The 26960-nt window shown below is 38.9% G+C and carries 23 protein-coding genes and 1 pseudogene; 13 read left to right on the forward strand and 11 right to left on the reverse strand.

Going from position 1 to position 26960, the window contains the following annotated elements; translation table 11 throughout:
- Positions 1 to 161 precede the first annotated feature (161 nt).
- The 6 genes from KSMBR1_RS12170 (at position 162) to KSMBR1_RS12195 (ending at position 4943) form a co-directional block, all read left to right on the forward strand.
- Entirely contained in the window at positions 162 to 1379 is a 1218-nt protein-coding gene (locus KSMBR1_RS12170; protein WP_169703911.1) for a tetratricopeptide repeat protein, read from the forward strand.
- Between the two features lie 15 nt (positions 1380 to 1394).
- Positions 1395 to 1631: a hypothetical protein gene (locus KSMBR1_RS12175; RefSeq protein WP_099325576.1), complete on the forward strand. Its 237-nt coding sequence runs from the start codon at positions 1395 to 1397 to the stop codon at positions 1629 to 1631.
- Between the two features lie 7 nt (positions 1632 to 1638).
- On the forward strand, positions 1639 to 2055 hold the full coding sequence (locus KSMBR1_RS12180) for a phage minor head protein (protein ID WP_099325577.1): 417 nt from the start codon (positions 1639 to 1641) through the stop codon (positions 2053 to 2055).
- Positions 2056 to 2059: 4 nt separating this feature from the next.
- Positions 2060 to 2392, forward strand: coding sequence for a divalent-cation tolerance protein CutA (gene cutA / locus KSMBR1_RS12185; protein WP_197705188.1), 333 nt, complete (start codon positions 2060 to 2062; stop codon positions 2390 to 2392).
- A 208-nt stretch (positions 2393 to 2600) separates the two neighbouring features.
- Positions 2601 to 3623 (forward strand): hypothetical protein, encoded by a 1023-nt coding sequence (locus KSMBR1_RS12190; protein WP_099325578.1) that lies wholly within the window; start codon positions 2601 to 2603, stop codon positions 3621 to 3623.
- 147 nt (positions 3624 to 3770) lie between these two features.
- Positions 3771 to 4943 carry a tetratricopeptide repeat protein gene (locus KSMBR1_RS12195; protein WP_099325579.1) on the forward strand — a complete coding sequence of 391 codons (1173 nt, stop codon included), beginning with the start codon at positions 3771 to 3773 and terminating at the stop codon, positions 4941 to 4943.
- A 45-nt stretch (positions 4944 to 4988) separates the two neighbouring features.
- On the opposite strand, the gene KSMBR1_RS12200 is transcribed toward KSMBR1_RS12195, so the two are convergent.
- From KSMBR1_RS12200 to KSMBR1_RS12240, 10 genes are all read right to left on the reverse strand, one after another.
- Positions 4989 to 5663 carry a sugar transferase gene (locus tag KSMBR1_RS12200; protein WP_099325580.1) on the reverse strand — a complete coding sequence of 225 codons (675 nt, stop codon included), beginning with the start codon at positions 5661 to 5663 and terminating at the stop codon, positions 4989 to 4991.
- Between the two features lie 659 nt (positions 5664 to 6322).
- On the reverse strand, positions 6323 to 7942 hold the full coding sequence (locus tag KSMBR1_RS12205) for a tetratricopeptide repeat protein (RefSeq protein ID WP_164995566.1): 1620 nt from the start codon (positions 7940 to 7942) through the stop codon (positions 6323 to 6325).
- Between the two features lie 2 nt (positions 7943 to 7944).
- Positions 7945 to 9348, reverse strand: a complete 1404-nt coding sequence (locus KSMBR1_RS12210) for an undecaprenyl-phosphate glucose phosphotransferase (protein WP_099325582.1) — start codon at positions 9346 to 9348, stop codon at positions 7945 to 7947.
- Between the two features lie 204 nt (positions 9349 to 9552).
- On the reverse strand, positions 9553 to 9978 hold the full coding sequence (locus KSMBR1_RS12215) for a 4Fe-4S dicluster domain-containing protein (RefSeq protein ID WP_099325583.1): 426 nt from the start codon (positions 9976 to 9978) through the stop codon (positions 9553 to 9555).
- Between the two features lie 230 nt (positions 9979 to 10208).
- A complete protein-coding gene (locus tag KSMBR1_RS12220; RefSeq protein WP_099325584.1) occupies positions 10209 to 10622 on the reverse strand; it encodes an ExbD/TolR family protein in 414 nt (137 codons plus the stop codon).
- A gap of 196 nt (positions 10623 to 10818) precedes the next feature.
- On the reverse strand, positions 10819 to 10980 hold the full coding sequence (locus KSMBR1_RS21055; protein WP_157820564.1) for a hypothetical protein: 162 nt from the start codon (positions 10978 to 10980) through the stop codon (positions 10819 to 10821).
- Positions 10962 to 11279 carry a DUF7718 family protein gene (locus tag KSMBR1_RS12225; RefSeq protein ID WP_099325585.1) on the reverse strand — a complete coding sequence of 106 codons (318 nt, stop codon included), beginning with the start codon at positions 11277 to 11279 and terminating at the stop codon, positions 10962 to 10964. The genes KSMBR1_RS21055 and KSMBR1_RS12225 overlap by 19 nt, the downstream gene beginning before the upstream one ends.
- Positions 11280 to 11400: 121 nt before the next feature.
- On the reverse strand, positions 11401 to 11595 hold the full coding sequence (locus KSMBR1_RS12230) for a type II toxin-antitoxin system HicB family antitoxin (protein ID WP_099325586.1): 195 nt from the start codon (positions 11593 to 11595) through the stop codon (positions 11401 to 11403).
- A 242-nt stretch (positions 11596 to 11837) separates the two neighbouring features.
- On the reverse strand, positions 11838 to 12413 hold the full coding sequence (locus tag KSMBR1_RS12235) for a MotA/TolQ/ExbB proton channel family protein (RefSeq protein ID WP_099325587.1): 576 nt from the start codon (positions 12411 to 12413) through the stop codon (positions 11838 to 11840).
- 66 nt (positions 12414 to 12479) lie between these two features.
- Positions 12480 to 13928: a TonB C-terminal domain-containing protein gene (locus tag KSMBR1_RS12240; protein WP_099325588.1), complete on the reverse strand. Its 1449-nt coding sequence runs from the start codon at positions 13926 to 13928 to the stop codon at positions 12480 to 12482.
- A gap of 581 nt (positions 13929 to 14509) precedes the next feature.
- On the opposite strand from KSMBR1_RS12240, the gene ychF reads away from it, so the two are divergent.
- Positions 14510 to 15598: a redox-regulated ATPase YchF gene (gene ychF, locus KSMBR1_RS12250; protein ID WP_099325590.1), complete on the forward strand. Its 1089-nt coding sequence runs from the start codon at positions 14510 to 14512 to the stop codon at positions 15596 to 15598.
- A 128-nt stretch (positions 15599 to 15726) separates the two neighbouring features.
- Here ychF and pyrE read toward each other — a convergent pair whose 3' ends face one another.
- Entirely contained in the window at positions 15727 to 16422 is a 696-nt protein-coding gene (gene pyrE, locus KSMBR1_RS12255) for an orotate phosphoribosyltransferase (protein WP_164995562.1), read from the reverse strand.
- A gap of 1223 nt (positions 16423 to 17645) precedes the next feature.
- Between pyrE and KSMBR1_RS12270 the strand changes: the two genes are divergently transcribed.
- The 6 genes and pseudogenes from KSMBR1_RS12270 (at position 17646) to KSMBR1_RS12300 (ending at position 26950) form a co-directional block, all read left to right on the forward strand.
- Positions 17646 to 17861 carry a type II toxin-antitoxin system HicB family antitoxin gene (locus KSMBR1_RS12270; protein ID WP_099325592.1) on the forward strand — a complete coding sequence of 72 codons (216 nt, stop codon included), beginning with the start codon at positions 17646 to 17648 and terminating at the stop codon, positions 17859 to 17861.
- Positions 17854 to 18074 (forward strand): annotated as a pseudogene (locus KSMBR1_RS23505) (type II toxin-antitoxin system HicA family toxin). Before KSMBR1_RS12270 ends, KSMBR1_RS23505 begins: the two are co-directional and overlap by 8 nt.
- Positions 18075 to 18531: 457 nt before the next feature.
- Entirely contained in the window at positions 18532 to 18759 is a 228-nt protein-coding gene (locus KSMBR1_RS12285; protein WP_099325593.1) for a DUF2283 domain-containing protein, read from the forward strand.
- A gap of 586 nt (positions 18760 to 19345) precedes the next feature.
- On the forward strand, positions 19346 to 22546 hold the full coding sequence (locus tag KSMBR1_RS12290; protein ID WP_197705190.1) for a helicase-related protein: 3201 nt from the start codon (positions 19346 to 19348) through the stop codon (positions 22544 to 22546).
- Between the two features lie 46 nt (positions 22547 to 22592).
- The gene (locus KSMBR1_RS12295) at positions 22593 to 23156 is read left to right on the forward strand and encodes a transposase (RefSeq protein WP_099325594.1); all 564 of its coding nucleotides are present in this window, start codon (positions 22593 to 22595) and stop codon (positions 23154 to 23156) included.
- A 59-nt stretch (positions 23157 to 23215) separates the two neighbouring features.
- A complete protein-coding gene (locus KSMBR1_RS12300) occupies positions 23216 to 26950 on the forward strand; it encodes an Eco57I restriction-modification methylase domain-containing protein (RefSeq protein ID WP_099325595.1) in 3735 nt (1244 codons plus the stop codon).
- The last annotated feature ends 10 nt before the right edge of the window (positions 26951 to 26960 follow it).

Here is a 26960-nt window from a genome sequence, read left to right on the forward strand (position 1 = left end):
TATTTATCTATAGATTAAAATAACTAATACTGCAAAATGCCGAAAAGAATTTATCCTGTAACTACTGTTTGTTAAGGAATTTGCAATTGAAGAAAACATTGATTTTCATGTGCCTCGTAGTGTTCTGTGCTGGCTGTTCCTTTAGTCACACAGGGGAGACGGTGAGCCAAAGTAAAGCAAGAAAATACCAACTGGCAATGGATTATAACAATCTTGGGACGAAATATTTCGACAAGGACATGATTCATGAAGCCATCATCCAATTTAAAAGGGCTATTGCTTTGAATCCTGACCTTGCAGAGTCGCACAACAACCTTGGCGTGTCCTATTGCAATATACAAGAATACGATAGCGCAATAGAAGAATTCAAACTTGCCATTAAGCTGAATCCTGATTACTCAAAGGCGCACGATAATCTGGGCTTTGCGTACACAAAGAAGGGTTTGTTTGAAGAGGCAATTGCCGAACATCAGAGGGCATTAAAAATAAATCCGCAGGATATGGAGGCAAAAAAGAATTTAGAGATTGCCAAAAGGGAGGCAAGCCTTGAAGTAACGAAAAAAAAATTCCAAATCGAAACTAAAGGCATTTCTCCCGGATACATTATCGGTTATAATCAGTATGCGAGTGGTTTATTTGACGACGCCCTCTCTTCGTTTAAAAATATCCTTGTAGGGTATCCTAATGATTTGATGTCCTGTTACTATCTCGGTTGTACCTATACCATGAAGGGAATGGTAAATGATGCCATAAATTTATACAAAAACCTCCTGGCAAAAGACCCATCCAATATTATCGCCCGATTAAATCTCGCGGATATTTACATGGAAAACGGACTTTATGACGAGGCGATTTTAGAATATGAGAATATCATACGAATCACTCCGAACAACATCCATGCACTGTGCAAACTTGGAGAGGCATACGCAGAAAAAGGACAGCCGGAAAAAGCAATCCTTATATACAACAAGGCTATTGCCTCAAATCCTGCTTTCTCCAAGGCTTACAAAGAACTAGGCAGTGTTTATATGCAAACAGGCCTTTATGATGATGCAATATCGGCATGGAGCAAATTTATCGCACTGAGTCCTGGTTCATCTAAAATACATTTCAATCTTGGCTTGGCATATGCCAACAAAGATATGTTTTCAGAAGCGATAGCAGCGTTTAAAAAAGCGTTGAGTATTGATCCGGAAAATATACAAACCCTTTATCATTTAGCAGATGCCTATGATAAAAGCGGTTTGATTGATGACGCTTTCCATGAATACAATATTGCCGCCAAATTGATCTCGAAAGCGAAAAATAAGAAGAATAATGCATCTGCAGATAAACAAAATAATTCTGAAGAAATAGTTGTTACATTTGGAGAAAAATGAACTTTGAGAGGAAAAATGACCATAAAGCCAAAATTAAAAATACTCATTATAACTGTTATGGCGCTGATTATTACACTAATTTCGCTTTATTCATTCGTAAGCGTTTCGCGCTCAATAGATCAAATTCGTGGCGCCGATTTATTCTGGAACTGTTTTGCAATATGGATAAAGGGTATCATACTAACACAAGGGGTGCTTGTTGTTGGAGGACTTTTTTTATTCATGCTGAGAAAACCAAAAGGTACCGGATAAACCAGAAATGTTGCGATTTATTATTATCTTTGCCATAATCTATCTGGTGTACCTTTCGCTAAAAAAGAGTCTACAGGGGGGGAAACAAAGGGAGGGGAGTACAAGAAGCCGTACTGAACAAAAAAAAGATGTTTTCAATACAAATCGTGTTAAAGAAATTTCTTATTTGTTTTATTCTGCAACAAAGGACGATTCAACATGTGATATTTGCAAAGAACTTGATGGGAAACATTTTTTACCCAACCACGAAATACATCATTCAATAAAACCCCCGCATCACCGTTGCAAAAACCCGAACGGCTGCCGTTGCTCGCTTGTCTACGTTACGGAAGATGAAGCACAGAGTGAAAAAATAGAATTGATCCTTAAGAAATATGGCGGTACATGCAATAAAAGCACCATAGAAAAAGAACTGAGAGGGTAAAAAATTGTCTGCTAACATAACGGAAACAATAATTGTATTTGTAACGGCAGGCTCAATAAATGAGGCCAGAGAAATAGGTAAAACATTAGTGGATGAAAGGTTAGTTGCCTGCTGCAATATAACGAATCCTATTGAATCCATATTTCAATGGCAAGGAAAGGTTACTATTGAGAATGAGGCGCTCATGATCTGTAAAACAAAGGAAGAACTCTTTGAAAGAGTTGCAGACCGTATCCGCCAATTGCATAGTTACGAGGTACCTGAAATTATCGCCGTACCTATAGTTCGCGGCTCAAATGATTATCTGAACTGGATCAGAAAAGAAACCATTCAATAAGACCGCAATAGGCGTTACTTTGAAAATTTGTAACACTTTAGTTTTTTGAAAAATTCCAATAATCACAGTGTAGGGGCGAAGCATTTGCCGTAAATTGTCATAAATGCATTCATACCCAAACAGGCAAATACTTCGCCCCTATTTTTTCAAAAAACTAAATTGTTACGAAAGTTAAGATTATTTTTTTACTGTTTTAAGGAGCATTACGTTGGCTAAGGCTTTGGCATTATTATCCGGTGGTTTAGATAGCACTTTGGCGATACGCGTTATTCAGGAGCAAGGTATTGAGGTTATAGCGCTGAACTTTGTCACAGTTTTTTGCCGATGTACTTCACATGGCAGTTGCAAATTGGAGGCGGTAAAAGTTTCAGAAAAATTTGGAATACCGATTAAGGTAATTAATACCACAGATCGATTTTTGGAAATAGTGAAAAAACCAAAACATGGATATGGTAAACACATGAATCCGTGTATTGATTGCAGGATTAATATTTTCCATGCGGCAGGAGACTACATGCGCGAAATTGGCGCAGATTTTATTATCACCGGGGAGGTATTGGGGCAAAGGCCTATGTCACAGCGAAAGGAAGCTATGAGGATTATTGATAAAGAGGCAAATCTTACCGGACTGGTATTGAGACCATTGTGCGCAAAGCATATGGAACCGACTATCCCCGAAAAACTCGGGCTTGTGGACAGAGAAAAGTTGCTTCAAATCAGAGGACGTTCCAGGAAAGAGCAGATACAACTGGCAGATGTTTTTGAGATCAAAGACTATCCTTGTTCTGCCGGCGGATGTTTGCTTACTGACCCGGAATTCGCGCACCGCATGAGAGATTTGATAGAGACATCCGATGCTGATGTAAATGATGTGAATCTTCTGAAGGTAGGAAGGCATTTTAAAATAGATAATACAACAAAAGCCATTGTAGGAAGGAACGAAGCGGAAAATGAAAGAATAGCCGCCCTTTTTAAATCCGGTGATTATCTATTAAATTTGATTGATGTGCCAGGTCCGATCACGTTGCTTCGCGGTGAAATTACGGAAGAAAAAATTCACACTTCTGCGCGTATCACAGCGAGATACGGAAAATCACAATTTCTTCCACAGACAAAAGTGGCTGTGAGAAAATCGAACAATGGAACACCTGCGAAAATAATGGAAATTGTTCCTATGACGCGTGAAGAAGCTGACGTTCTCATGATAAACAAAAAAAATGATTTTAACTGAGTAATAAAAGGCCAACCGTAGCGTCTACAGCCTACAGAAATTGAGGATTGAGGACTGACTTATTACCCCCCTGATAAACAAACAGGGACTAATTGCTAATATTCGATTTGCAATTTTTACAAAATAAAAACAAAACGCTTTCCAACCATGAAATTCATCTCTTTTAATATTTCTAAATACCTTGATAAATTTAAAAAAACTGCATCAATCGCAGAAAAACCATCCTTTATCAGGACAAATAAACAGATTTCTTTGATTATCGGAAGTATCTTTGCAATTTGTGTTGTTTCCCTTTGTTGCTATTGGTTTCTTAAAGAAAAACCTTATTATGAAAAACTGCTTTTAGAAAAGGATGAACAAATAAAGACGTTAAAATTTTTACGCATGAAACGGCAAAAGATCGATGAAAATGCGTTCGAAGCAAAAATTGCCGAGTATGATGAAAAAATAAAAAATGAATACATTCCCAGGTCTTTTTATGAGGAAAAGATAAAGGAATCTGAAGAAAAACTCGCTTCTTATGAAGGGGATTATTTTTCAAAAAAAGAACACGAAAAACAGATGAAGGAATTAGAACAAAAATTCAGAGAAGATCATTTATTGGAAATAACTGCTATTAAAAAAGAAAGTGAAAAGAAAACGACAAGGCTTGAGCAGAAAATATCCTTACTGAAGGACAAAAATTTTGAACTTACGAATATTTTTGACAAATCAGTTGGTTTTATTGAAAAAGAAAAAGAGGCATTGGAAAATGCCCTTTCTGCAGAAAGGAAAAAGGCCTTCATATCTTCATTGATTCTACCTGAAACTCAAAATAAAACATTAGATGCCAATACACTCAAAAAACTTGTTGCAATAAAAGAAAAATTAGAAAATATTGAGAAACTGAATATCAGCTTAAACTCAAACACTTACTTTGAATTGGGACTTATTTCCTATTATAACGGTCAATATGAAAAAGCAATAGAACAGTGGGAAAACGCGGTATCTCTCAACAAAAACAATTTAAGAGCGTATTTATGTCTGGGAATAGCATACAACCAGGAAAATATGTCGGAAAATGCTATTATAATTTTAAAACGAGCAATAACAGTCAACCCAAAACATGCAACCTTGCATCTAGCGCTGGCACGTATTTATGAAGAAAAAGAGCTGTTAGATAGTGCTATCTATGAATATTCAAAAGTATTGGAAATACAGCCAGACACCGTTGAAATATTAAACAATTTAGGTAACTTATACGAAAAAAAAGGTATGAAAGAAGAAGCAAGAAAGGCATTTGAAAGATATAGAAAATTAAAAAATGATACTACTGGTTAAATTGCCTTCCCCCAAGGACTTAAAAATTAAATGACTTTGCATTGCTTAGCATGCGCCTTTTTTGCTCAATACTGCAAACAAGGTCAAAAAGATAATTTTAATATCCAGAAATATTGATCTGCTACGTACATACGCTATATCATATTTTACCCAATCACCGAATTTCCCTGTAGGTCTGCCATAAATCTGCCACAAACCTGTCAGGCCAGGTTTTGCCGTAAGCCTTATATTTTTCCATAGGTCGTAGCCTGCCATTTCTTCTTTCGCCAAAGGCCTTGGCCCCACCAGGCTCATTTCACCTTTTAAAATATTAATAAACTGTGGCAATTCATCAATGCTCCATTTTCTAAGAAATAATCCGATTCTTGTAATCCTTGGGTCTTTTTTTATTTTAAATACCGGCCCTTCCATTTCATTAAGAAGATTTTTTTTCAAAATCTCGGCATCATCAACCATGGTTCTGAATTTTAACATAAAAAATTCTTTACCACTTTTCCCGCAGCGTTTTTGTTTAAAAAAAACAGCGCCTTTACTATCCACTTTGATTAAAACTGCAACAAAGAAAAATATTGGAGAAAAAAGCATTATAAAAAATAGACTACAGGCAATATCAACCCCCCTTTTTACCACATTTTCTATAGTGTGTTTCATAGTAGAATAATCTTTTGAATCTATATTTGGGCCAAATACGTCCTGTGTAATAATCTTTTCTGATAACATATAAATCCCCCATCTTCTTCTATAACATTAAAAAAAATACAATTTCAATGCACATGGTGAAAATTTAGAAAATGTACTCACAGCTTTTAAATATATCAAAATAGCAGACATAGTTTTCACAATTCTTATTATTCATCGCTAATTTTTAAACAATTATCGATGATAATTAATAAAGTAGCAATACTTGTGCCAAACATCTATGAAATTTGCTTGTATTATTACTTATTCAGTAATAATTTAAGGTATGGTCAATAGCGTGAATAAACAATAAACATGTGTTTTGCCTGTTTCACTATTTGCTATTATATAAAAAATATTTATTTATGAATATGATGTATATCACATTTATAAAGATCTTGTAATAATTCCAGAACTCCTGATCAGGTGGAATTTGATTTGACACCAAATTAAATGTTTGGTGGTAACAGAACGAATCGCAATGGCAATGTCTTTGCTCAAACTTTTGTCTATCTCACTGTAATTAATTGACTTAGATACTTTTTTTTGTAAAAAAGAACACTTCTTGAGTTCTGGATTTGGTTTTTTGAAAAAGTAGGGGCGAAGCATTTGCCAGTTTGGGTAGGAATGTATTTATGGCAATTTACAGCAAATGCTTCGCCCCTCCACCATGAGGCAAAAGAGGATATCCTGCTTTTTATTTACCTCTTCAGATTTTTTATATTTTCCATAACTTCATCGGCATCTGGCGCTTCGGGATTAAGCTTTAAGTAGGTTACATAATCTTTTAATGCTTTTTCTTTACATGCTAAATCGCGGTGAGTATTTGCACGATGAAGATATGCAAGGGGATTGTAAGGAAAGAGTTCTATGGAGGTATTAAGATCCGAAATGGCTTCAGAAGGCATTCCTAATATTTTTTTTACAAGTGCACGTTCATAATAAACACCTGCAAGCATTGGTTTCAATGCTATCATTTTGTTAAAATCTTCAAGAGATTCCCTGAAACGCCCGCTTCCGCGATACGCCTTTGCCCTTATGTAATATGCAAAGGCATTTTCAGGAACAGATTCAATAAAGGTAGTTATGTCCTGTATCGCCTCTTCGTAACGCATTGCATCGGCATGAAGGATGCTTCTTTTCATGTAAATATCTACATTGCCCGGATCAAGTTCCAATGCCTTATTAAAATCGTTTAACGCCTTTTCCGGTTCATTTGATTCGGCGTATGCCAGTCCCCTCGCTGCGTAAGCAGGGGCATATGCCGGATCAAAAGTTATCACCATGCTTAAATCGTGTATTGTTGATTCTATTTGTCCAATTAAATAGAATGCGATGCCTCTGTTATAATACGCCAATTTTGAGCCGGGGTCTAATGATATTGCCTTGTTATAATCCATTATGGCAGTATCAATATTTTCCATTTTGGCGTGATATGACCCCCGGTTATAATACGTCGACGCATAATCCGGATTCAAATCAACCGCCCTGTTATAGTCTGCTATTGCCAGTTCATTATTGCCAAGTTTTTCGTGGAGTACGCCCCTGTCACAAAAAGCAACTGCATCGGTATCGCGCAATGCCATAGCTTTGTTCACGTCGTGTAATGCATCTTTTAAATTGCCTTTTTGTTTTTGAACAAGGGAACGATTTAAATAAACACTGGCAAGCACCTCATCCACGGTAAGGTTTTTTAAATAATATCCATTCACAATACTTTTTTCAGAGATAGCCTTTCCTGGAACGTTTATGTAATAACGATCCGGTATGGAAAGTCCGTTATAACCTGTCTCTATGTTTATTTTATAACTTCCGTCATCATATCGCACAAACATATGTTCCGGCACACTTACTCCATATACCGGCAATTGAAGATTCTCTGCTATGCAAAGATACAGGAGAGATAATCCTACACAGTTTCCAATTTTATTGTCCAATACCTTATTTAGAAATATATATTCAATATCCCCCTTTTGTGTATATTTAAACCCGAATGTATCAAAAAGAATAGCATTTATCGTACTGATGATATACTCCGGCGTTTTATTTTTTCCTACAGATGTTTTTATGCTTTCACATATTTCATCTAATTGTTGAAGGTAATGTGTTTTGTCTATTCCCTGGCAGGATTCCGAGGCAATGTCAAGAATAATGCTTGCAATACCTTTTTTCTCCGGTTCGATTTCCCATACATGGTTAGGAATATGGTCATCTGCTGATACGTGAAAAGCAACGTTTCCCTTATCCGTAAAAAAGAAACCCTCATAGATTGCACAAAGAAGAAAACAAAGTAGCAGGGCTTTTTTAACGCTATGTTCCATAATCAATAGGCATGTTTGTTGATAAAGCCGCGCCATAATGTAAGCCAGATAATCTTCAAATCAAATTTCATCGACCAATGTTCAATGTAGTATAGGTCGTATTTTATACGTTTTTCAAGGGACGTATTGCCGCGGAAACCGCAAACTTGCGCCCACCCGGTAATCCCCGCCTTCATTTTGTGCCGTAACATATATTTTGGTGTGGTATTTCTGAAATTCTTTATAAAAACAGGCCTTTCAGGACGCGGTCCGACAATGCTCATATCTCCCCACAACACATTAAAAAATTGTGGCAATTCGTCTAAACTTGCCATTCGTAAGAATTTCCCGATTTTCGTACAACGGGGATCGTTTTTCTTTGTCCAGACAGGGCCGGTTTGTTCCTCCGCATTTATGCACATCGTCCTGAATTTAAGCAGGTTAAAAAGTCTTCCATCCAACCCCATCCTTTCCTGTTTATAGAAGACAGGCCCCTCCGAGGTGAGTTTTATTACTATTGCTATCGTTAACATAATTGGGGCTGCTACGACCAGCACAATGATGGCAAAAACAACATCCAATGTCCTCTTCAAAATAACACTCCACCCGTAAAGTGGAGTATCGCGCAGGCTTATAAGGGGCATGCCCTCAAATTCACTAACATTTCCGCGTAATGTCACAAAATCAAAAAGATCTGGCAAAACCATGATCGTAACCATTTCATCGCCAATATGCTCTAATACCTCTTTTAATTGGTAATGTGAGTGAAAGGGCAATGTGATAAAAACAATATCAATATTATGCCGTGTAATTAAATCACGAATATCAGAAAATTTACCTATAACTTCTATTCCGGAGATTTTTTTGCCGATAATGCTTGCGTCGTCCGACACAAACCCTGCTACCTGTATGCCCAGTTCCAAATGTTTTCTTAATTTGCCTGTAAGTTCTTGTCCCAGTTTTTCCGTGCCAACAACCAATGCGTACCTTTGGTTAAAACCTTTGTGCCGTATAAACCGCAAAAACTTTCTGAATATTACCCTTATAAAGCACAGGAATACGATGCTAATAATCCAAAAAAAGAGGAATATTACCCTGGAAAACTCATCCTGACGGAAAAGAAACGTTAGGGAAATGAGTATTAATGTTGCAAAGGTAGATGCCTTCACAATATCTATAATCTCTGATAATTTAGTAGAAACCCGGCGGGGACGATATAAACCAAATGTCTTAAATACAATTCCCCAAAGGGGAATCATAAAAATTAATAAAATGATGTAATTTTTGAGAGGAGGTATACCCTTATACACAGGGATAATTTCAGCATAACAGCGTAAATAATACGCGGTTATCCATGAAACAGACAAGGCACACCAATCGGCAAGCAACAACAATGATTCAAAAAATTTGCTGTGTTTTTTTAGCATAGGTAAGCACTACACCAAACTACCCTATTTGTTATTTTAAAAAAACACCCGCATTGCATAGAAAAAATTCTCAAACCAGCAGGACTTATCTGTAAAAAATCCGTCACGTTACTCTATTGCTTGAGCAAAAAGTTTTAAAAGCAATGGGTTTTGTAAAAAAAACATCTTAATAGTGCAGCGTATAAATTCAGGCTATTTTGTGTCCTATACGTAAACAAGAGCCCCTGTTTTACACGCCTCAACACACGCCATCGTATCGAATCCCTTACAATCATCACAATTAAAAGCGTATTTAAGTTCAGTATTTTTGGTAATGGCGCCAAACGGGCAAGCACTTACACACTCCCAGCACCCAACACATTTTGCGGTATCAATTACAACATTTCCATCCTCATATTTTGTAATTGCCCCATACTCACAAGAAGCCATACACTTTGGTTTTGCGCAATTCTGGCACACCGTCATATATGGATGATCTTTCCGGATAGACACTTGCAAGCGGTACTGCGATTTTGGATTTTCGGTAAAAGCATCATAAAGGTTTCGGGACGATGAATGCCTCACCGCACACTCGATCATGCATTGTTTACACGTTACGCATTTGCTTTTTATAAATTTTTTTTTCAGCATAGGTTCATACTCCTGCGTTTGACAAGTTCATTAAACGGTTTCTCTACAATTTATCTTCATAAATAAGTCAACGTGGGGAGAGCTTCCTGAAACCATGGATTGCTCAGATAAAAATATCAATACTCTGTGAAATCAGTAGCTTCAATCTTTTTTAATTGGTGGATAGTTTCTCCTCTCCAGTACAACGAGTATTTTATAATAGAATGATAAAAGCCGCAAACAAAATTCTGCTATGGTTGTTTTTCAGGGTCAACAATAGTAGGAGCGACTATCTTCTTCAGACCAGCCCCTTTAGCGGCATCCATTACGTCAATGACAAGTCCGTAGGGAACATTTTTGTCCACCCGCAAAACAAGGGTCTTTTCCGTTTGTTGAGAAAAAGCCTTCTTCAATACCTGTATAAGTACTTTTCTTTCAACAGGTTCATTCTGGAAAAATAACCTTCCGTCACGGGAAATATTTAATACTTGTTCATCTACTTTGCTGGTTGGTGTGTGTTTTGTCGTGGGAAGTTCCAGTTGAATATTTGGCTGATCGATAAAGGTTGAGGTAACCAGAAAGAATAATAGGATAATGAACAACATATCCACCAATGGAGTAAGATTAATAAATGATTTTGAAGGAGTTTTTTCTCTGAATCTCATTGTTTAATTACCAAATTTCTACGGGTTAGGGTTTGTAACCCGAAGCCCACATGTTTTCTATGGTTGATTTCTCTATCGCTCGCATAGAGTGTTATTAACTAAATTGTAGAGACGTATTGCAATGTGTCTCTACCCTTGTTCAGATTTTAAGCCCTAACCGTCGGAGTGCGCTGTCGCTTCTCTCACCTTAAATAACTCAAATTTTGGCTTTTTTCTCTTGAACTCGTTTCAAACAAGATGGGCTTTCGGATGCTTTTTTATACCATAGAGCGCGCTTATTCGATGCCTTTATTTCCTTAAAACCTTCTTCTTCCAGATGTTTTTTAATAGCATTTTCTTTTAATATTCTTTCAGCCATTTCTGATACCTTTCTTTGTAAAATTCGAAATTGTCTTTAATATCCTTTATTGCCATCGTCAATGCCTGTCCGTTATCGAGGAAATCATACCAGATTTTTCTTGTAACTTTTCCATCTGTATTGAGAATATCTTTATGTGGACAGCCGTGTCCACTATCATATCTAAGAATTTCATGCCATTCGCCTTCAAACGCGGACAAAAGCTTTACGACAAATTCTGTAACATATCCCTTTTCTGTTTTAAAGTGCACATAAACAATAGTTTTTTCTTCCAATTCCAAAAAATATTCTTTATCCATATTATCAAAGGAAATATTCCATTATTGAAATAATAATGTCGCATTTGTTTAAATCAACAGTGCTTTTCCGCCGCTTATATAGCTTCTTTTCAAAAAACTAAAGTGTTACCAGTAAATAGCATCAGGCATTTACCTCTACCTCATAAATAGCGCCTTTGTTTTCCTCAGCAAGCATTGTTAAATATGTATGAATTGCATCTTTAATGTTTTCCAGAGCATCTTCTAAAGTATCTCCTTGGCTGTGGCAGCCATGGTAGATTGGACAATGCACATCATAGCCATATTCACTTTTATGCACCACTACCGGGTATTTCATTTGTCAGCCCTCTTTTCAAAACAAAATTAGTTTATGATTTTACTATTCATCAGGTTTGTTGGCATTGCCATTAACTGGCACACGCGCCAAATACCACTATCCTTTTTTCCAGGATTCGATAATTAATGGCAACTTCATAAAATCTATCCTTTTTCTAAAGCTTGTTTTCGATGTATTGTCTTCCTTTAATTCTTTTCTGAAAAGCCCTTTTATTGTAACTCCAAACAAAAAATATCTTTTCTCTATACTTCGGGTGGATAAAGCTTGTTGAGAATAGTGAGGGAATATTCTTCTATTTCACGGACATAACCATCCACCTTCCTGTCAAAATAATTATATGCAACCAAAGAAGGAATTGCAATGCACAGGCCAAACACCGTTGTACGTATGGCAACCGCCAGGCCTCCGGCAAACGCCTTCGCATGTCCAAGTCCCAGTTCAGAGATAATGGCGAAGATATCTTCCAGCCCTAATACGGTACCCAGCAACCCCAGCAAGGGAGCGATTGCGGTAATAACCTCCAAAAGCCAAAGACGCTTTTCAAGCACCCTTGTTTCCTGCCTTCCCATGGCCTGGATATCAATAAACTTTTCTTCCCGCGAGAGGTGGTTATTCGAAAGAATACGCCGCAAAAGATTCGAAAAAGGGCCTTCTATTACCTCGCATTTTGAGATTGCAAACGGTATGTCTCTCGGGCTCTTTATTGCTTCTATTGTCTGTATTATTTCAGGTTTGAGTATCTTGTTCTTTCTTAAATTAATTGCCCGCTCCATAATAATTGCGAGTGAAAACACCGAACATACCAATAACGGTATCATTATCGGCCCTGCTCCCAATAGCCATTCCAAATTACTATTCCTCCTGTTATGTATTTTTCTGAATAATTAGAAAAAATAAAAATTAAACTTTACATTAATAGATGATTCCTTAATGTGTGAGGGAAAGGGGTCCAGCGGAGAAGCACTCTTAATAGAAGAAACAATACGCGAGGCAAGTTGAAAATTACCCGCATCCTCCACAATTTTTACCCCTTCAATAGCACCATTTGGCAACACTTTGAATTCAATAATAATCGGCTTGTCTTTGTTCGTCACCAGGTTAATCTCTGCCCGTGTGCCATATCCCAGAAACCAATACAATGATATTCTCTGCCGGATATGTTTAAAATATGCTGCATACTTGTGTTGTTTAACGTTAAAAGACGGCGCCCCTGGAATTTCTGCATTAGACAGCGTATCTTCAAACAACACCGGATCATTGCCGGAGCCTTCATCCTTGGCAGCAACATTAAAGGAGGCCTTGGGCTGCTCCTTTTCAGCTACAACCTTCTGGCTTTCCCCGGTGGTTTCTCTTTTATTTTGCTGTGTAACACCGTATGTTCCTGCTGGCGGTGTAGTTACATGGTCTTTTCTCTCTTTTCCAGTTTCTTTCGTTATTTCACTTTTCCTTATGCCTTGCAATTCTTGCGGCTCTGGTAACAACTCGCCTTTTTCCACCTTTGACGCATTTTTAATATTCCTTGTTTCTTCCAGAACATGTATCCCCTCCTGGCGGGAAATTTTCTCGGGGAATCTTTCCTGCCTAACGCCGGCTTCTGCCGCTAACGTTTGTTTCTGCAGTTCTTTTCCATCGGTATCCGTCAGGGTAGTGGTTTTATCGGTTTCATCTGCCTTTCCCGCGGAGGGCACTCTTTTGTATTCTTTTACGTCAACCCTTTCCTGCTGCATACCTATGGAGTCAATTTGTTCTTTCTGAGGAGCTGGATTTTTTTCTGTCTGCCGAGATTCCTTGGCAGCATTGTTTTCTGCAACTCTCTCTTCCTTACTGCCAGGCTTTTCAACCGTTTTCTGCGCCTGGTTTTGCCGCTGGTCTTCAATGGAAATGCCCTGTTCGCCTTTTCCCAGCAAAGGAACCTTTGACTGTCCGCCTGCGTATGGTTCGTTGTTAAGCACACTTGTGTCATCCGGGTTTTTGCCTTTTGCGGAAGCCCCTTTTTCACCAATCCTGTCTGTTTCGGCGGAGGGTTCCTCTTCTTCTTTGTTTTGGGAAGTATCCGTAAACGTCTTATCCTTCTTCTCCTTTTCTAATAGGCTTTTTTCCTTCGATACTTCAGAAGCCGTGAGTTCTTTTTTATCGTCCTTACTTTCCAGGTCAAATGTAATTGTGAATTCATCCGGTTCACGCACAAAACTATCTCTGAGCGATCTGATGCTTAATAACTGATTTCCCTGAGGAGAAAAGAAAAAAAAAAGGCCATGGATTGCTACAGAAACAATAATAAGGAGGGCAAACAGGTATCTTTTATAAAAATCGGAAAGGTGTTTAATGAACATATTATACCGTCACGGGTTAGCCGACAACAGTTTTAACGCAGGTATTAGGAGGAGATATAAAGCATAATAATCGTTTTTTTTATTCGTACTAAAGTTTAACGCACGCATATTTTCTTGTCAATATAATATAAGAGCCGTCCTTTCTGCGGTAAATAACTATCCTATTGATAATTTGTAACATTTTAGTTTTTTGAAAAAGTAGGGGGCGAAGCATTTGCCGCAAATTGTCATACATGCGTTCATACCCAAAACGGGCAAATGCTTCGTCCCTACACTGTGCGGCAAACATCGCTATTATTGGAATTTTTCAAAAAACTAAAGCGTTACGATAATTTTCAAATTTTTTATTGAGAAAACCCCGTAAAGTCCATATAGTTATCCAAATTTGCGAAAAAGATAAATTACAGGTAGTATGTATTTTTACAAATTGTATGTTTTTAATAAATACAACGTTCAGGAATTTCAATATTCTTGTAGAGACGCATTGCATGCGTCTGGAAACTGCTGCGCGTGAATAAAATGTTGACAAAAACAGAGAGACGCATGCAATGCGTCTCTACATTTAAAAATGGGGATAAAAAATGGGTTTAAACTGTGGTATCGTAGGTTTGCCAAACGTTGGGAAATCTACCATCTTTAATGCGCTAACATCTGCCAAGGCAGCATCTGCAAATTATCCCTTCTGCACAATCGACCCCAATGTGGGTGTGGTATCGGTGCCGGATATACGTATGGATAAAATAGCGGAAATAATATCAACGGAAAAAATTGTCCCTACAATAGTTGAATTCGTTGACATTGCAGGACTGGTAAAAGGGGCAAGCAAGGGCGAGGGACTGGGGAATCAGTTTCTGGGACACATCAAAAACGTAAATGCCCTATTGCATGTAGTGCGCTGTTTTGAAAAAAGCGATACCATCCATGTGGAAGGTAGTGTTCACCCGGAAAGGGATATCGACATTATTAATACAGAACTGATCCTGGCGGATATTGAAACGGTAGATAAAAGATTAAACAGGAGCGAAAAACTAGCAAAGACCGGGGACAAAAAAAACCTGGCAACTATTGATGTTCTGAAAAAGGTTAAAAACTCCCTGAACAATGGCGTACCGGTACGGTTATTGTGTTTGACCGATGAGGAAAAAGCCGACATTGCAGACCTGCATTTAATCACGTCGAAACCCGTATTATATGTGGCAAATATCTTTGACATAGAACAGGACAAAAAATACATCGACACCATTACCGGGTTTTCAAAAAAAGAAAACTCCGGGTTTGTCGTCATTTCCGGAGATATCGAATCTGAAATTGCGCAAATGGAACCTTCTGAAAGGAAGGCGTATTACGAAGAAATGGGGCTGCAGGAATCGGGACTCGAAAAGCTTATCCGGGAAACATACCAATTACTGGGATTGATTACCTATTTTACCGCCGGGCCAAAGGAAATAAGGGCATGGACTATCCTTCAAGGCACAAAAGCGCCTCAGGCGGCAGGGGTAATCCACTCGGATTTCGAGCGGGGTTTTATCCGTGCGGAAATTTATAATTATAACGATCTTATCACCCTGGGTTCTGAACAAAAGATAAAAGAAAAAGGGCTTTTGCGGCTGGAAGGCAAAGACTACGTCATGAAAGACGGCGATATCGTTCATTTCAGATTTAATGTGTAACCTTTTTACCACCCATCATCTCCCCTCTAAAAAGAGGGGCCGGGGGGTGTGTCAATTTTTCGAAAACCTTATTTGTCTGACTATATTTATAATGAGAGGGTGCCGGCTTATGCTGGGGAGAGATAGGGTTACGGTTTGTTTTTATAAGCGTCAATCAATTCATCCCGCGTAAAGAGGGACTCAAATATAACCATTTTCTTTTCTATATTCTCCCTGCCGCCTTCCTGCCTGTCTACAAGCGCAATTACCTTAACAATTTCAAGTTTGTGTTCCCTTGCCCTGTCTATGGCCTGAATAGTAGAACCCCCTGTGGTAACCACATCGTCCACAATCACCACCTTATCGCCTTCCGACACATTGCCCTCAATAACCTTCATAAGCCCGTGTGATTTGGCTTCCTTCCTGATAACAAATGCCTGAACTGGTTTTACTCTGAGGTCTGACCATTGATCTCCGACCTCTGACCTCTGACCTCTGGCTTCTGACATAGCGCTTACCATGGCGGTTGCAAATGCTATAGGATCTGCGCCATGGGTTAGGCCGCCTATGGCATCTACGTCAAGATGCCTGATTTTTTCATAAAAAAGACTGCCAATAAGCAACATTGAGGATGGATTAAGGGTTGTCGCCTTACAATTAATATAATAATTGCTTGTCTTTCCGGATGTAAGCTTGAAAACAGGCCTTTCATCATACTTAAACGATCTTTCTATAAGTGCTTGCAGTAATGCTTTTCTGGCGTTATCGATGTTTATGGGCGAGTTTTGTACAGATTCAAAATTAATTGTCAATTGTATACTTCTCCTTTTTAAGCCGTCTTCCATGTTAATATCATCTCCGGATAGTTTGTAATCATTTTTTCAAAATAGGTGCTTGCCGGTGCAATTCTATCCCACATTAATATTGCCGGCTTCAGAAAGATACGTTGCTATTTTTTATCTTTCATCGGCGCCAATGTTATCAAAATGTATACTGGCCAGATATGTTTTTTCCTTCGCCCCGGCATACATTCCATTTCTAACGCGCACAATTATTCCAAAGCCCTCAACAGTTTCGTTCTTAACAGGCAGATCAAATGTTATTTTAACCGGCGTAAAAGAGGGCAAATATTCTGTGGTCTCGCAACACCCCCCCCCGTTCACTCAAATTTATGCTATTCGCGGGAAAAGTATTGCCATCCACACACAATGTGACAGGAAAGTTAGTCCCAAATCTTGGAGAAACCCTTCTTTCTTCAGACACGTTATGCAACTCCTTTCATTTGCCTAATGATGTTTATAATAAACGTATAGCTCAATTAACAACGCGGTAATAACAATAATAGAAATAATGATAATTGTTTTTTTCACATAACCCTCCTCCGGTTTAGAGAGTAATTTAGCAAAGGTGTAATGATTTTAAAAGTAAATATTTATTATTTTGCAACAATATGCTAAAAAATGGAAAGAAAAGGAGTTGGCGGCACAAAACTGGAGTTCAACAACCCATGCTGAAGCAGTTGCGCAATCCACTCACAGTCCTTCATGTCGGTCTTCCGGTCGGTTTACAATATACGCATGCCCCAGACACATTTTCATCGTTTCTGGGTGCCGCTAAAGCGGCATGATGACTGGTTCGTAAAACGTAAAATACGGGAAAAAATTTGCATTCTTCTTTATTTTTGTGTTACCATCCTTTCTTTTCCAGGGAAACGCAATTTCCTATCCTCTCTCCATTTAAAAGAAACTTGATATTTTCAAACAGTGAATGATAGCCAATGACTCGAAAATAAGCCGCAACAAAAAAGTATAAAGATACCAATATCGCCATGTGATCGGCCGCGAAATCGGCGATCTCGGCAAGGTCATATGTACCCGCAAACCAACACGCTTGCCAGTGGTTATGACTCGCGATGAAGTGAAAGCTGTTCTTGCAAACTTGACGGACGATAAGTGGTTCATGGCCTCGCTTATGTACGGCTCGGGGTTATAGTCAAAAGCGTCTGGTTTTAGAATAATAAACACACCCCTTATATGATGAGTAATTTTAGAGAGATAGGAGGTTATCAATGAAATTTACAGCAATTATTGAACGTGAATGTGATGGACATGTATCACTGTGTCCGGAGTTAGATATTGCAAGCCAAGGTGATAGTATTGAACAAGCACGGGACAACCTTCGGGAAGCATTAGAACTGTTTTTTGAGACAGCATCCGCTGAAGAGATAAAACATCGACTTCACGATGATGTTTTCGTAACGCAGGTTGAGGTGGCAGTTGGGTAAACTCCGAGTTTTGTCTGGCAAAGATGTATGCTCGATTTTGGCAGCACATGGTTTCATAGAAGTGCGTCGCCGTGGTAGCCACATCGTCATGCAAAAAAACTTCCCCAAGGCACAATAACGGTTACTGTCCCAGACCTTGATGAAGTCAGAATTGGAACGCTTCAATCCATCATCCGTCAATCAGGGCTGCCTCGGGGTGAATTTGAAACATGAGGATTTGGTGTCTAACAAACCGCTGCACCTGACCGCGATTCCGCTGCGCTCCATAGCGGCAGGTGGGCTTTGTCGTTATGCGGTATAATTAAATCATTGGTGTCCAATAAGGCCACTGGCTTCTTGAAAATTTAATTTAGATAAGAGTGTAATTAAATATAAAACATTGGAGGGGATGTGAGAACCCCTGAAGAGTCAAAGATCGTATGGACTGACTATATGAAATATAGAGCCGAATTAAGAGGATTTGAACTACTTAAGGTTGAAAATATATTGCGGTATTCGGGAGAAATATACTTCGATACTGCAACCCAACGTTTAATTGCAGTAGGTAAACATGATGATAGACTGGTTATAATTCCATATGAGAAACAGGGGTGTGAAATAACACCTATCTCAATTCATGCTACTACGCGTCAACAAATTAATTTCCGACTTAAAACGGGGAGGTTCATATATGGATAAAACAAAGATGGCATATTTTAAAGATGAAGATATTCTGCATATAATTATCTCTGAGGAAAAAGAAGCAGATAGCATTGAGTTAAGCCCGAATATTACAGCGGAGCTGAATGAAAGCGGAGAATTAATTGGCATAGAAATATTAGAGGCAAGTTCTTTTCTTCGCGATTCAATATTGGAATCATCACAAGCTAAAATACTTAAATTAAAAAAAACCGTATAACAATCAAATTCAGCGGACGGCTAATAGTCCACCGCTGATTTCTGTCGTTATGTTTCACGATGACTGGAGTGCGGCATGAAGCTGGAAAGCTTTGGCGATGTACTTGCATCCATAAGGAAGAACTCTATTGATCCCTCAGATTACAGCGATTGTACGGGTGCATTCCTGATTTTTTGTAACTTCCGCTATGTTTTAATGAAACGTTGCAGTAGTGTTAACCCTGACAGGGTTGTTTCGTCCTGACCCCATCATTAACGGTTACAAAAAAACGGGAATGCTCCCGATTGTACAGATTAAAAAAACGTAGGAACACGGAGCACCATGTCCCTGCAATTGACCAATGACCAATGACGAAACACCTTCTAATTACAAGCCCAAATTCCGCAGACAAGGAAAAATGTTCAATATTCAATTCTCAATGTTCAATTCTCAAATTGTTGCTCATTTGCCTCTATTCTTTTACATTGAGCATTGAATATTGAATATTAATTTTCAAAAAGGTGCTAACGGAGCTTTTCGCGGTGTTTTTTCAAAAATCTAAAGTGTTACAAAAGACTTCTTAATGAAGATGGGGAATAGCCGCATTGTGAACTCAGATTTAACCTTTATTACCAATGAAGAAAATAGAAGCCTCCTGGAAAGATTCAGGGTCCTTATTGCAGACACCCGGCTCTTTGATGTACTCGTTGGTTATTTCTATACCAGCGGATTCCATGCCATCTACAAATCCCTGGAAGATACCGAAAAGATCAGGATTCTTATCGGGATAAGTACAAACAAACAGGCAATAGAACTCATTCAAAAAGCAAAAAACAATCACCAGCCATTCCTTCCATATTCTCACGCCGAAGTAAAAGAACAATTCGAACAATCTGTCACGGAAGAAGTAGAAAATGCTGAGGATAGAACAGAAGTTGAAGGGGGGATCCTTAAGTTTATTGAATGGCTGAAAAACGGAAAACTGGAAATCAGGGCTTATCCCACCGAAAATATCCACGCAAAGCTTTACATTATGACTTTTGTGGAAGGTGACAGGGATACCGGGAGAGTCATTACCGGGTCTAGTAATTTTACTCAATCAGGCCTTGTTGATAACCTTGAATTTAATGTAGAGTTAAAAACCAGGGCGGATTATGAATTTGCACTCCAAAAATTCAATGAACTGTGGAAAGACGCCGTTGATGTAAGGGAACGATATATCTATACGATTCAAATAAAGACATGGCTGAACAACACCATTACCCCTTACGAATTGTATCTGAAATTTTTATATGAATATTTCAAAGACGAACTCAGTCAGGCAGATGAAGTGTTTTTGAAATATCTTCCCCATGAATTTAAAAAACTGGAATATCAGGAGCAGGCAGTTTTAAACGCCAGGAAGATACTTCTGGAATACGGCGGCGTTTTTATCTCTGATGTTGTAGGGTTAGGCAAGACATACATATCGGCAATGCTGGCAGGACAGCTTGACGGCAGGACACTTGTCATTGCCCCTCCTGTGCTGCTTGAAAGATCGAATCCCGGTTCATGGACTAATGTATTTTCCGATTTCAGGGTATCGGCGGATTTTGAATCACTCGGTAAATTGGATGACCTTATTGACAGAGGGACAGAGAAATACACCAATATTATCATTGATGAGGCACACCGTTTTAGAACGGAAACAACGGTTACCTATGAGAAATTGGCGGAAATCTGCCGTGGCAAAAGAATTATTCTTGTAACGGCAACGCCTTATAACAATGCGCCAAAAGATATTTTAAGTCTTTTAAAATTATTTCAAAAAGCCAAAAAAAGCACTATTCCAAATCTTCAGGACATGGAAGGCTTCTTTAATGGACTAGATAAAAAGTTAAAAAAACTGGACAGGCAGAAAGATTATATTAGATACATAAATACGGTAAAAGAAAATGCGCGGGAATTACGGGAAAAAGTCCTCAAATATCTCATGGTTCGCCGTACCCGAACAGAGATTGAGAGATATTTTGGTGAAGACATAAAGAGCCAAAACATTAGATTCCCTTACGTTGAAAAGCCTGTTCCTCTTTTTTATGAACTCAACGATACGGAGGATGAAATATTCAGCAAAACCATAGCATTGATAGCGCAAAAATTCAAATACGCCCGTTATATGCCTATGCTTTATTATGACGGTAAAGTTGGCCAGCTTGAAAAGCAGTCACAGAAAAACATGGGCAAGTTTATGAAAATACTGCTTGTTAAGCGTCTTGAAAGCAGTTTCTTTGCATTTAAAAATTCGGTGGACAGATTCCTCCGCTCTTACGAGATGTTTATAAAAGAGCTTGATGACGGAAGTGTTTATATAAGCAAGAAACACACTGGTAAAATATTTGAGTTGCTTGATAGTGACGATGATGAAGCCGTCCAGCGATTGATAGAGGAAGGCAAGGCGGAAAGATATGCAAGCAGTGAATTTAGAGAAGGCTTAAGAGATGATTTACAGCACGACCATGACATTCTGCTTGAAATTAAAAAACTATGGCATCACATTGACCGCGACCCAAAGCTTTTAAAATTTTTGTGGGAATTATCCAAAAACCCGGTCTTAAAAGAGAATCATCTGATTATCTTTACGGAATCAAAGGAAACCGCAAACTATCTGTTCAAAAACATAAATGAACATTATCCGGATAAGGTGCTGTGTTTTACTGGTGATTCAAGCGAGGCAACGCGAGACAAGGTTATTGAAAATTTTGACGCCAAAGCACGTCATCCTAAGGAAGATTACCGGATACTGGTCTCTACAGAAGTATTGGCTGAAGGCGTTAACCTGCACCGTTCCAATACAGTGATAAATTACGATATCCCCTGGAATCCTACCCGCATGATGCAGCGCGTAGGGCGTGTCAACCGCGTGGATACGCTATTTGAAACGATACATACCTTTAATTTTTTCCCGACCAAACAATCGAATGACCAGATAAAACTGAAAGAAGCGGCAGAGGCTAAAATCAATGCCTTCTTAACCCTGCTTGGAGGCGACGCAGAACTTTTAACAGAAGGAGAACCCATAGGCTCGCATGAATTATTTAACAGGTTGATTTCCAGACAAACGCTGGAAGGTGAGGAAGGGTCGGAGGAAAGCGAATTGAAATACCTCCAGGTCATTAAAGAGATTCGCGATAAAGACCCCGACCTTTTTGAAAAAATAAAACGCCTCCCCAAAAAGGCGCGCACTGCAAAAACCCTGACAGGGTTCTCAACCCTGTCAGGGTTAATTACCTACTTCAGACGGGGAAAACTCCAGAAATTTTTCAAAGCCGGCAGTAAAAATGTGGCGGAAGAACTGGATTTCATATCTGCGGCAAAGATTTTGGAAAGCGCCCCTGATGAAGAAAAGAAAGACCTTCCCGGACACTTTTACGAACTTCTGGATAAAAACAAAGCGGCATTTATCTTAGCGACAACGGAAGAAGTGCCGCAGCAATGGCAAAGGGGCGGACGTGACAGCACGGCAAGTATCCTGAGAATTTTAAAGGCAACCACGAAGAACACCCAAAAACTGACAGAAGACCAGGAACTATACCTCAAAAAAGTCCTCACCCAACTCGAGGAAGGCGGACTGCCCAAACAGACTGCAACGCAAACACTGAAAACCCTGAATGCGCTGAAGAATGAAATCGTTAACCCCCTCAAGGTACTGGCAGTACTTCGGACGCATATACCGAAAAAACTTCTGGAAGAACATTATGCTGAGCAAAACCCAGCGGTATTTGGCAAGCGGGAAGTCATATTATCATTATATTTGACAGCAAAACCCTGACAGGGTTCTTAACCCTGTCAGGGTTACTTGTCCTTGGAGGAAGACAATGAGCACAACTATCACGCCACTGTTACCAGGACACTGGTATCATATTTATAACCGGGGTATCAATGGCGAAACCATTTATCACACCGAGGCAAATTACCAATATTTTCTGGACTTGCTCGCCAAATATGTTTTTCTCACAGCAAAAGTATATGCCTATTGTCTTATGAAGAACCATTTTCACCTGTTGGTTTCTATTCATGATGATACAAAGAGAAAGCCACATCTGTATTTTTCAGATATGTTTAACAGCTATACACAAGGGCTTAACAAACACCTGGGAAGGACGGGGAGTCTCTTCGAACGCCCCTTTCGCCGTAAGGTGATTTCATCCGAAAAACAGCGGGTTCAGGTGACTTTATATATACACAACAATCCCAGGCATCATGGTATCATGAACGACATTGCGAAGTACCAATACTCTTCTTACAGGGCAGTGATGTCAAGCGCCCCAACGAAAGTAGAGCGTGAAGAAGTGCTTTCGTGGTTTGGTGGGCGTGATAGTTTTGTGGCTTATCATGGTGCCAGTCGTGATGACATTTCAGATGATTTAACATTGGAGTAAATTTACCGTCAACCCTGACAGGGTTTGAAACCCTGTCAGGGTTAAAATGAGGCATTGACATGGATAAACAACAGGCAAAACAAATTATTCAGGAGACATTTGAGAACCCTTTTGATAAGGGCAGGTTTACCCTATTCATCAAAAATCTTCTGAACCATATTGAAGAAAACCGCATTCCTCCACGTCATGGTCAATTCATTCCTGACGCTTACAAGCCATACATCAGCAGTCTGGCGCGAATCGGCAAATTCAATGACAATGAAAACAGGGTTGATATCCTTATCATAAAACTTCAGAAAGAGACCTCCCTTGAACGCGCCCGCACCATGCAGCGAAACTTTGTTGCCGGGTATTTACAGGGCAAATACGGTAGTTCAAATGAAAAAGAAGCTGCACTGGTTGCCTTTGTATCCCCGGATTCGGCAGACTGGCGTTTTTCACTGGTTAAGATGGACTATAAGTTTGAACAGACTCAAGCCGGCAGAATGAAGGTAAAAGAAGAGTTTACACCTGCACGCCGATGGTCATTCCTGGTAGGCGCAAACGAAACCAGCCACACCGCCCAGAGCAGGCTGGTTAATATGTTGGCAAATGATGAGCATAACCCAACCCTTAAAGAACTGGAACAGGCATTTGATATTGAAACCGTAACCGAAGAATTTTTCCGAGAATACCGTGGGCTTTTTATCCGTACAAAAGAAGAACTGGACAAAATAGTAGAGACAGGTTTCAAACCTGTCTCTACCAGCCTGAAAAAGGAATTTGAATCTAAAGGAGTTGATACCGTAAACTTTGCAAAAAAACTATTGGGCCAGATTGTATTTCTCTATTTTTTACAGAAAAAAGGCTGGTTCGGTGTAGCCCGCGAAGCCGAATGGGGCACAGGCTCTAAACACTTTTTGCGAGAGCTTTTTGAAAAAAGGCACGGCGACTATAAAAATTTCTTTAATGACATTCTGGAACCACTCTTTTACGAAGCCTTGCGTAACGACCGCAGTCATGATGATCACTATTACAGCCAGTTTAACTGCAAAATCCCCTTCTTAAACGGTGGTCTTTTTGATCCCATTGGCAACAATGGCGGATACAACTGGGTACATAACGATATCTGTCTGCCGGACAGCCTATTCTCTAATAAAAATAAAACCAAAGAAGGCGATGAGGGTAATGGTATTCTGGATATTTTTGACCGTTACAATTTTACTGTTAGAGAAGATGAACCACTGGAAAAAGAGGTTGCCATTGATCCTGAACTTCTGGGCAAGGCGTATGAAAAGTTTAATGCAGTCCGTCCTGACAACTTTGAGGAATATGAAAAAGCGTTAAAGAGCGGTAAAAAAGGTGAAGAAAGCAAATTCAACAAGCAATATGGCGTTTATTACACACCCCGTGAGATTGTCCACTATATGTGCCAGCAGAGCCTGATCAATTACTTGCACACAGAATTGATCGCTTCCAACCCTGACAGGGTTCCAAACCCTGTCAGGGTTAAAGATATCGAAACCCTGATACACTTCGGCGAGCAGGTTAGCGAAAATGAAGAAATAGCATTGATCAAAGAACAAATAATCTTAGAGGGTAAACAGAAATCTTCTGATTACAAATCAAAACTACCCGAAAGCATACGCAAGAATGCCGTATTAATTGATCAGAAACTGGCGGACATCACCGTCTGCGACCCGGCAGTTGGCTCAGGCGCCTTTCCCGTTGGTATGATGAGCGAAATTGTAAAGGCGAGAAATGCGCTAGCACCCTTTATTGTAACTCAAGCTTCCCTATCTGCGTGTGTAGACGCACAGGCAGGCAGCTTGAGCCCAGGAACCCTGTCAGGGTTAAGGTTAGATACGCCAAGAACAACCTATGATTTCAAACGGCAATGCATCGAAAAATCTCTTTACGGCGTGGATATTGACCCCGGCGCGGTAGAAATTGCAAAACTTCGGCTGTGGCTATCGCTTGTTGTGGATGAAGATGACATAAAAACCATCAAACCGCTACCCAATCTGGATTATAGAATTATGCAAGGCAACAGTCTGATTGAGATTCTAAACAACGAATTTTTTGATGTGGCATTTAATCAAGAGAAGAAGGCACTTATAGAGCAACTTAAAAAAGCAAAGGACGAACTTTTTGCAATTTCAACTCCTTCATTAAAAGATGCAAAGCGAAAAGAAATTGAGGCATTGATTGCCAAAATTATTGAGCATGACAAAAAGGCAGCAATAGAAAAAATAAATTTAGAAATTCGTAGTAAGAAGGAACAAGGCAAGTTGTTTAATGATAAAATAATAGAAGAAGTAAATAGTAAGAGGATATTAGAATTAGAGGGAAAAATTCAAAAAATAAAAGACCTTAAAATCCCAGGACCATCAGAACATTTTGAATGGCATCTTAATTTTGTCGAGGTTTTTCTCGAAAAAGGAAGATTTGATATTGTGATTGCAAATCCACCTTATTTACGCATTCAAGAAATCCAGAAAAATACTCCGGAACTAGCTGGAAAACTTAAGGATTGTTACTTATCAGCATCAGGCAGCTTCGATATTTATGCCTGTTTTGTTGAATTGGGAATAAGGTTAATGCATGATAGCGGTAACATTGCTTATATATTACCGCACAAGTTTTTCCAGGCATCTTTTGGGAAGAACCTACGAAAATTAATTTCCTCACAAAAGCTTTTACGAAAAATTGTAGATTTCGGTAGTAGTCAGGTATTTGAATCAGCAACAACATATACGTGCCTTCTGTTTTTATCTTCTCAAAATAAGAATTTCAAGTTTGCGGAACTGAAACCAAATACAAAATTAGACGATTTAAATGATGTATTTGCGTCTATAAATAGCAATAATGACTTGCGTTCAGAAAATGTAGATGTTGCAATCATATCAAATAATACTGTGACAGAAAAAGAATGGCACTTTTCTGCAAGTAGTGCTGGAAATATCCTGTCCAAATTGAAGCAACAGCCAAGAACACTTGCTGATATTTGTGAAAAGATTTTTGTCGGTTTGCAAACAAGTGCTGACAAAATATATTTTCTTGAGCATATCTCAGAGAAGGATGGTGTGATAAATGCCTTTTCTAAGTCGCTCGATCGGGAAATCTCTATTGAAAAAGAAATTGTTAAACCATTATTAAAAGGTGCGGATGTTCATCGTTATTCAAAGTTACAGCCTAAAATATGGTGTATTTTCCCGTATGAACTGAAGAATAATAAGGTATTCCTTTATTCACAGAAAGAGATAAAGAGAAAATTCCCTTTAGCATGGAAATATTTACTAGAGAATAAGAATGAACTAGAAAATAGAGAGCATGGGAGATTTAAAAAAAATTGGTGGTGTTTCAGTAGACCGCAAAATTTAACAGAATTTGAAAAGATGAAGATTCTTACACCAGATATTGCTTCAAATTGTCAAATGACAATTGATGATAAAGGTCTTTACCATACAACAACAGTGTACAGTTTTGTTTTTAAAGAAAACGGTAAAGAATCATCGAAATATTTCTTAGCCTTATTGAATTCAAAGTTATTGTGGTACTTTTTAACAACAACTGGTTCTGTTCTTCGCGGAGGCTTTTTTAGATTTAAAACAAACTATTTATTGCCTTTCCCCATCCCGAAAGAGCTTTCACAAAGCGAGCAAAAGCCTTTTATTGCCGTTGTTGATCAAATCCTCATCACTAAAAAGAAAGACCCAAGCACCGACACGTCAGCGATGGAAAGGCAGATTGACCAAATGGTTTACAAACTCTACGACCTCACGCCGGAGGAGATTGCGATCGTTGAAGGGTAAAAGATGAACA

Origin of the sequence: Candidatus Kuenenia stuttgartiensis, assembly GCF_900232105.1 — a bacterium.
Classification (GTDB): domain Bacteria; phylum Planctomycetota; class Brocadiia; order Brocadiales; family Brocadiaceae; genus Kuenenia; species Kuenenia stuttgartiensis_A.

Coding starts and splice junctions, on each gene's coding strand:
- KSMBR1_RS12175 (WP_099325576.1), top strand. CDS start 1,395: ATGACCATAAAGCCAAAATTAAAAATACTCATTATAACTGTTATGGCG.
- KSMBR1_RS12180 (WP_099325577.1), top strand. CDS start 1,639: ATGTTGCGATTTATTATTATCTTTGCCATAATCTATCTGGTGTACCTT.
- KSMBR1_RS12195 (WP_099325579.1), top strand. CDS start 3,771: ATGAAATTCATCTCTTTTAATATTTCTAAATACCTTGATAAATTTAAA.
- KSMBR1_RS12200 (WP_099325580.1), bottom strand. CDS start 5,663: ATGTTATCAGAAAAGATTATTACACAGGACGTATTTGGCCCAAATATA.
- KSMBR1_RS12205 (WP_164995566.1), bottom strand. CDS start 7,942: ATGGAACATAGCGTTAAAAAAGCCCTGCTACTTTGTTTTCTTCTTTGT.
- KSMBR1_RS12210 (WP_099325582.1), bottom strand. CDS start 9,348: ATGCTAAAAAAACACAGCAAATTTTTTGAATCATTGTTGTTGCTTGCC.
- KSMBR1_RS12215 (WP_099325583.1), bottom strand. CDS start 9,978: ATGCTGAAAAAAAAATTTATAAAAAGCAAATGCGTAACGTGTAAACAA.
- KSMBR1_RS12220 (WP_099325584.1), bottom strand. CDS start 10,622: ATGAGATTCAGAGAAAAAACTCCTTCAAAATCATTTATTAATCTTACT.
- KSMBR1_RS21055 (WP_157820564.1), bottom strand. CDS start 10,980: ATGGCTGAAAGAATATTAAAAGAAAATGCTATTAAAAAACATCTGGAA.
- KSMBR1_RS12225 (WP_099325585.1), bottom strand. CDS start 11,279: ATGGATAAAGAATATTTTTTGGAATTGGAAGAAAAAACTATTGTTTAT.
- KSMBR1_RS12230 (WP_099325586.1), bottom strand. CDS start 11,595: ATGAAATACCCGGTAGTGGTGCATAAAAGTGAATATGGCTATGATGTG.
- KSMBR1_RS12235 (WP_099325587.1), bottom strand. CDS start 12,413: ATGATACCGTTATTGGTATGTTCGGTGTTTTCACTCGCAATTATTATG.
- KSMBR1_RS12240 (WP_099325588.1), bottom strand. CDS start 13,928: ATGTTCATTAAACACCTTTCCGATTTTTATAAAAGATACCTGTTTGCC.
- ychF (WP_099325590.1), top strand. CDS start 14,510: ATGGGTTTAAACTGTGGTATCGTAGGTTTGCCAAACGTTGGGAAATCT.
- pyrE (WP_164995562.1), bottom strand. CDS start 16,422: ATGGAAGACGGCTTAAAAAGGAGAAGTATACAATTGACAATTAATTTT.
- KSMBR1_RS12270 (WP_099325592.1), top strand. CDS start 17,646: ATGAAATTTACAGCAATTATTGAACGTGAATGTGATGGACATGTATCA.
- KSMBR1_RS12285 (WP_099325593.1), top strand. CDS start 18,532: ATGGATAAAACAAAGATGGCATATTTTAAAGATGAAGATATTCTGCAT.
- KSMBR1_RS12295 (WP_099325594.1), top strand. CDS start 22,593: ATGAGCACAACTATCACGCCACTGTTACCAGGACACTGGTATCATATT.
- KSMBR1_RS12300 (WP_099325595.1), top strand. CDS start 23,216: ATGGATAAACAACAGGCAAAACAAATTATTCAGGAGACATTTGAGAAC.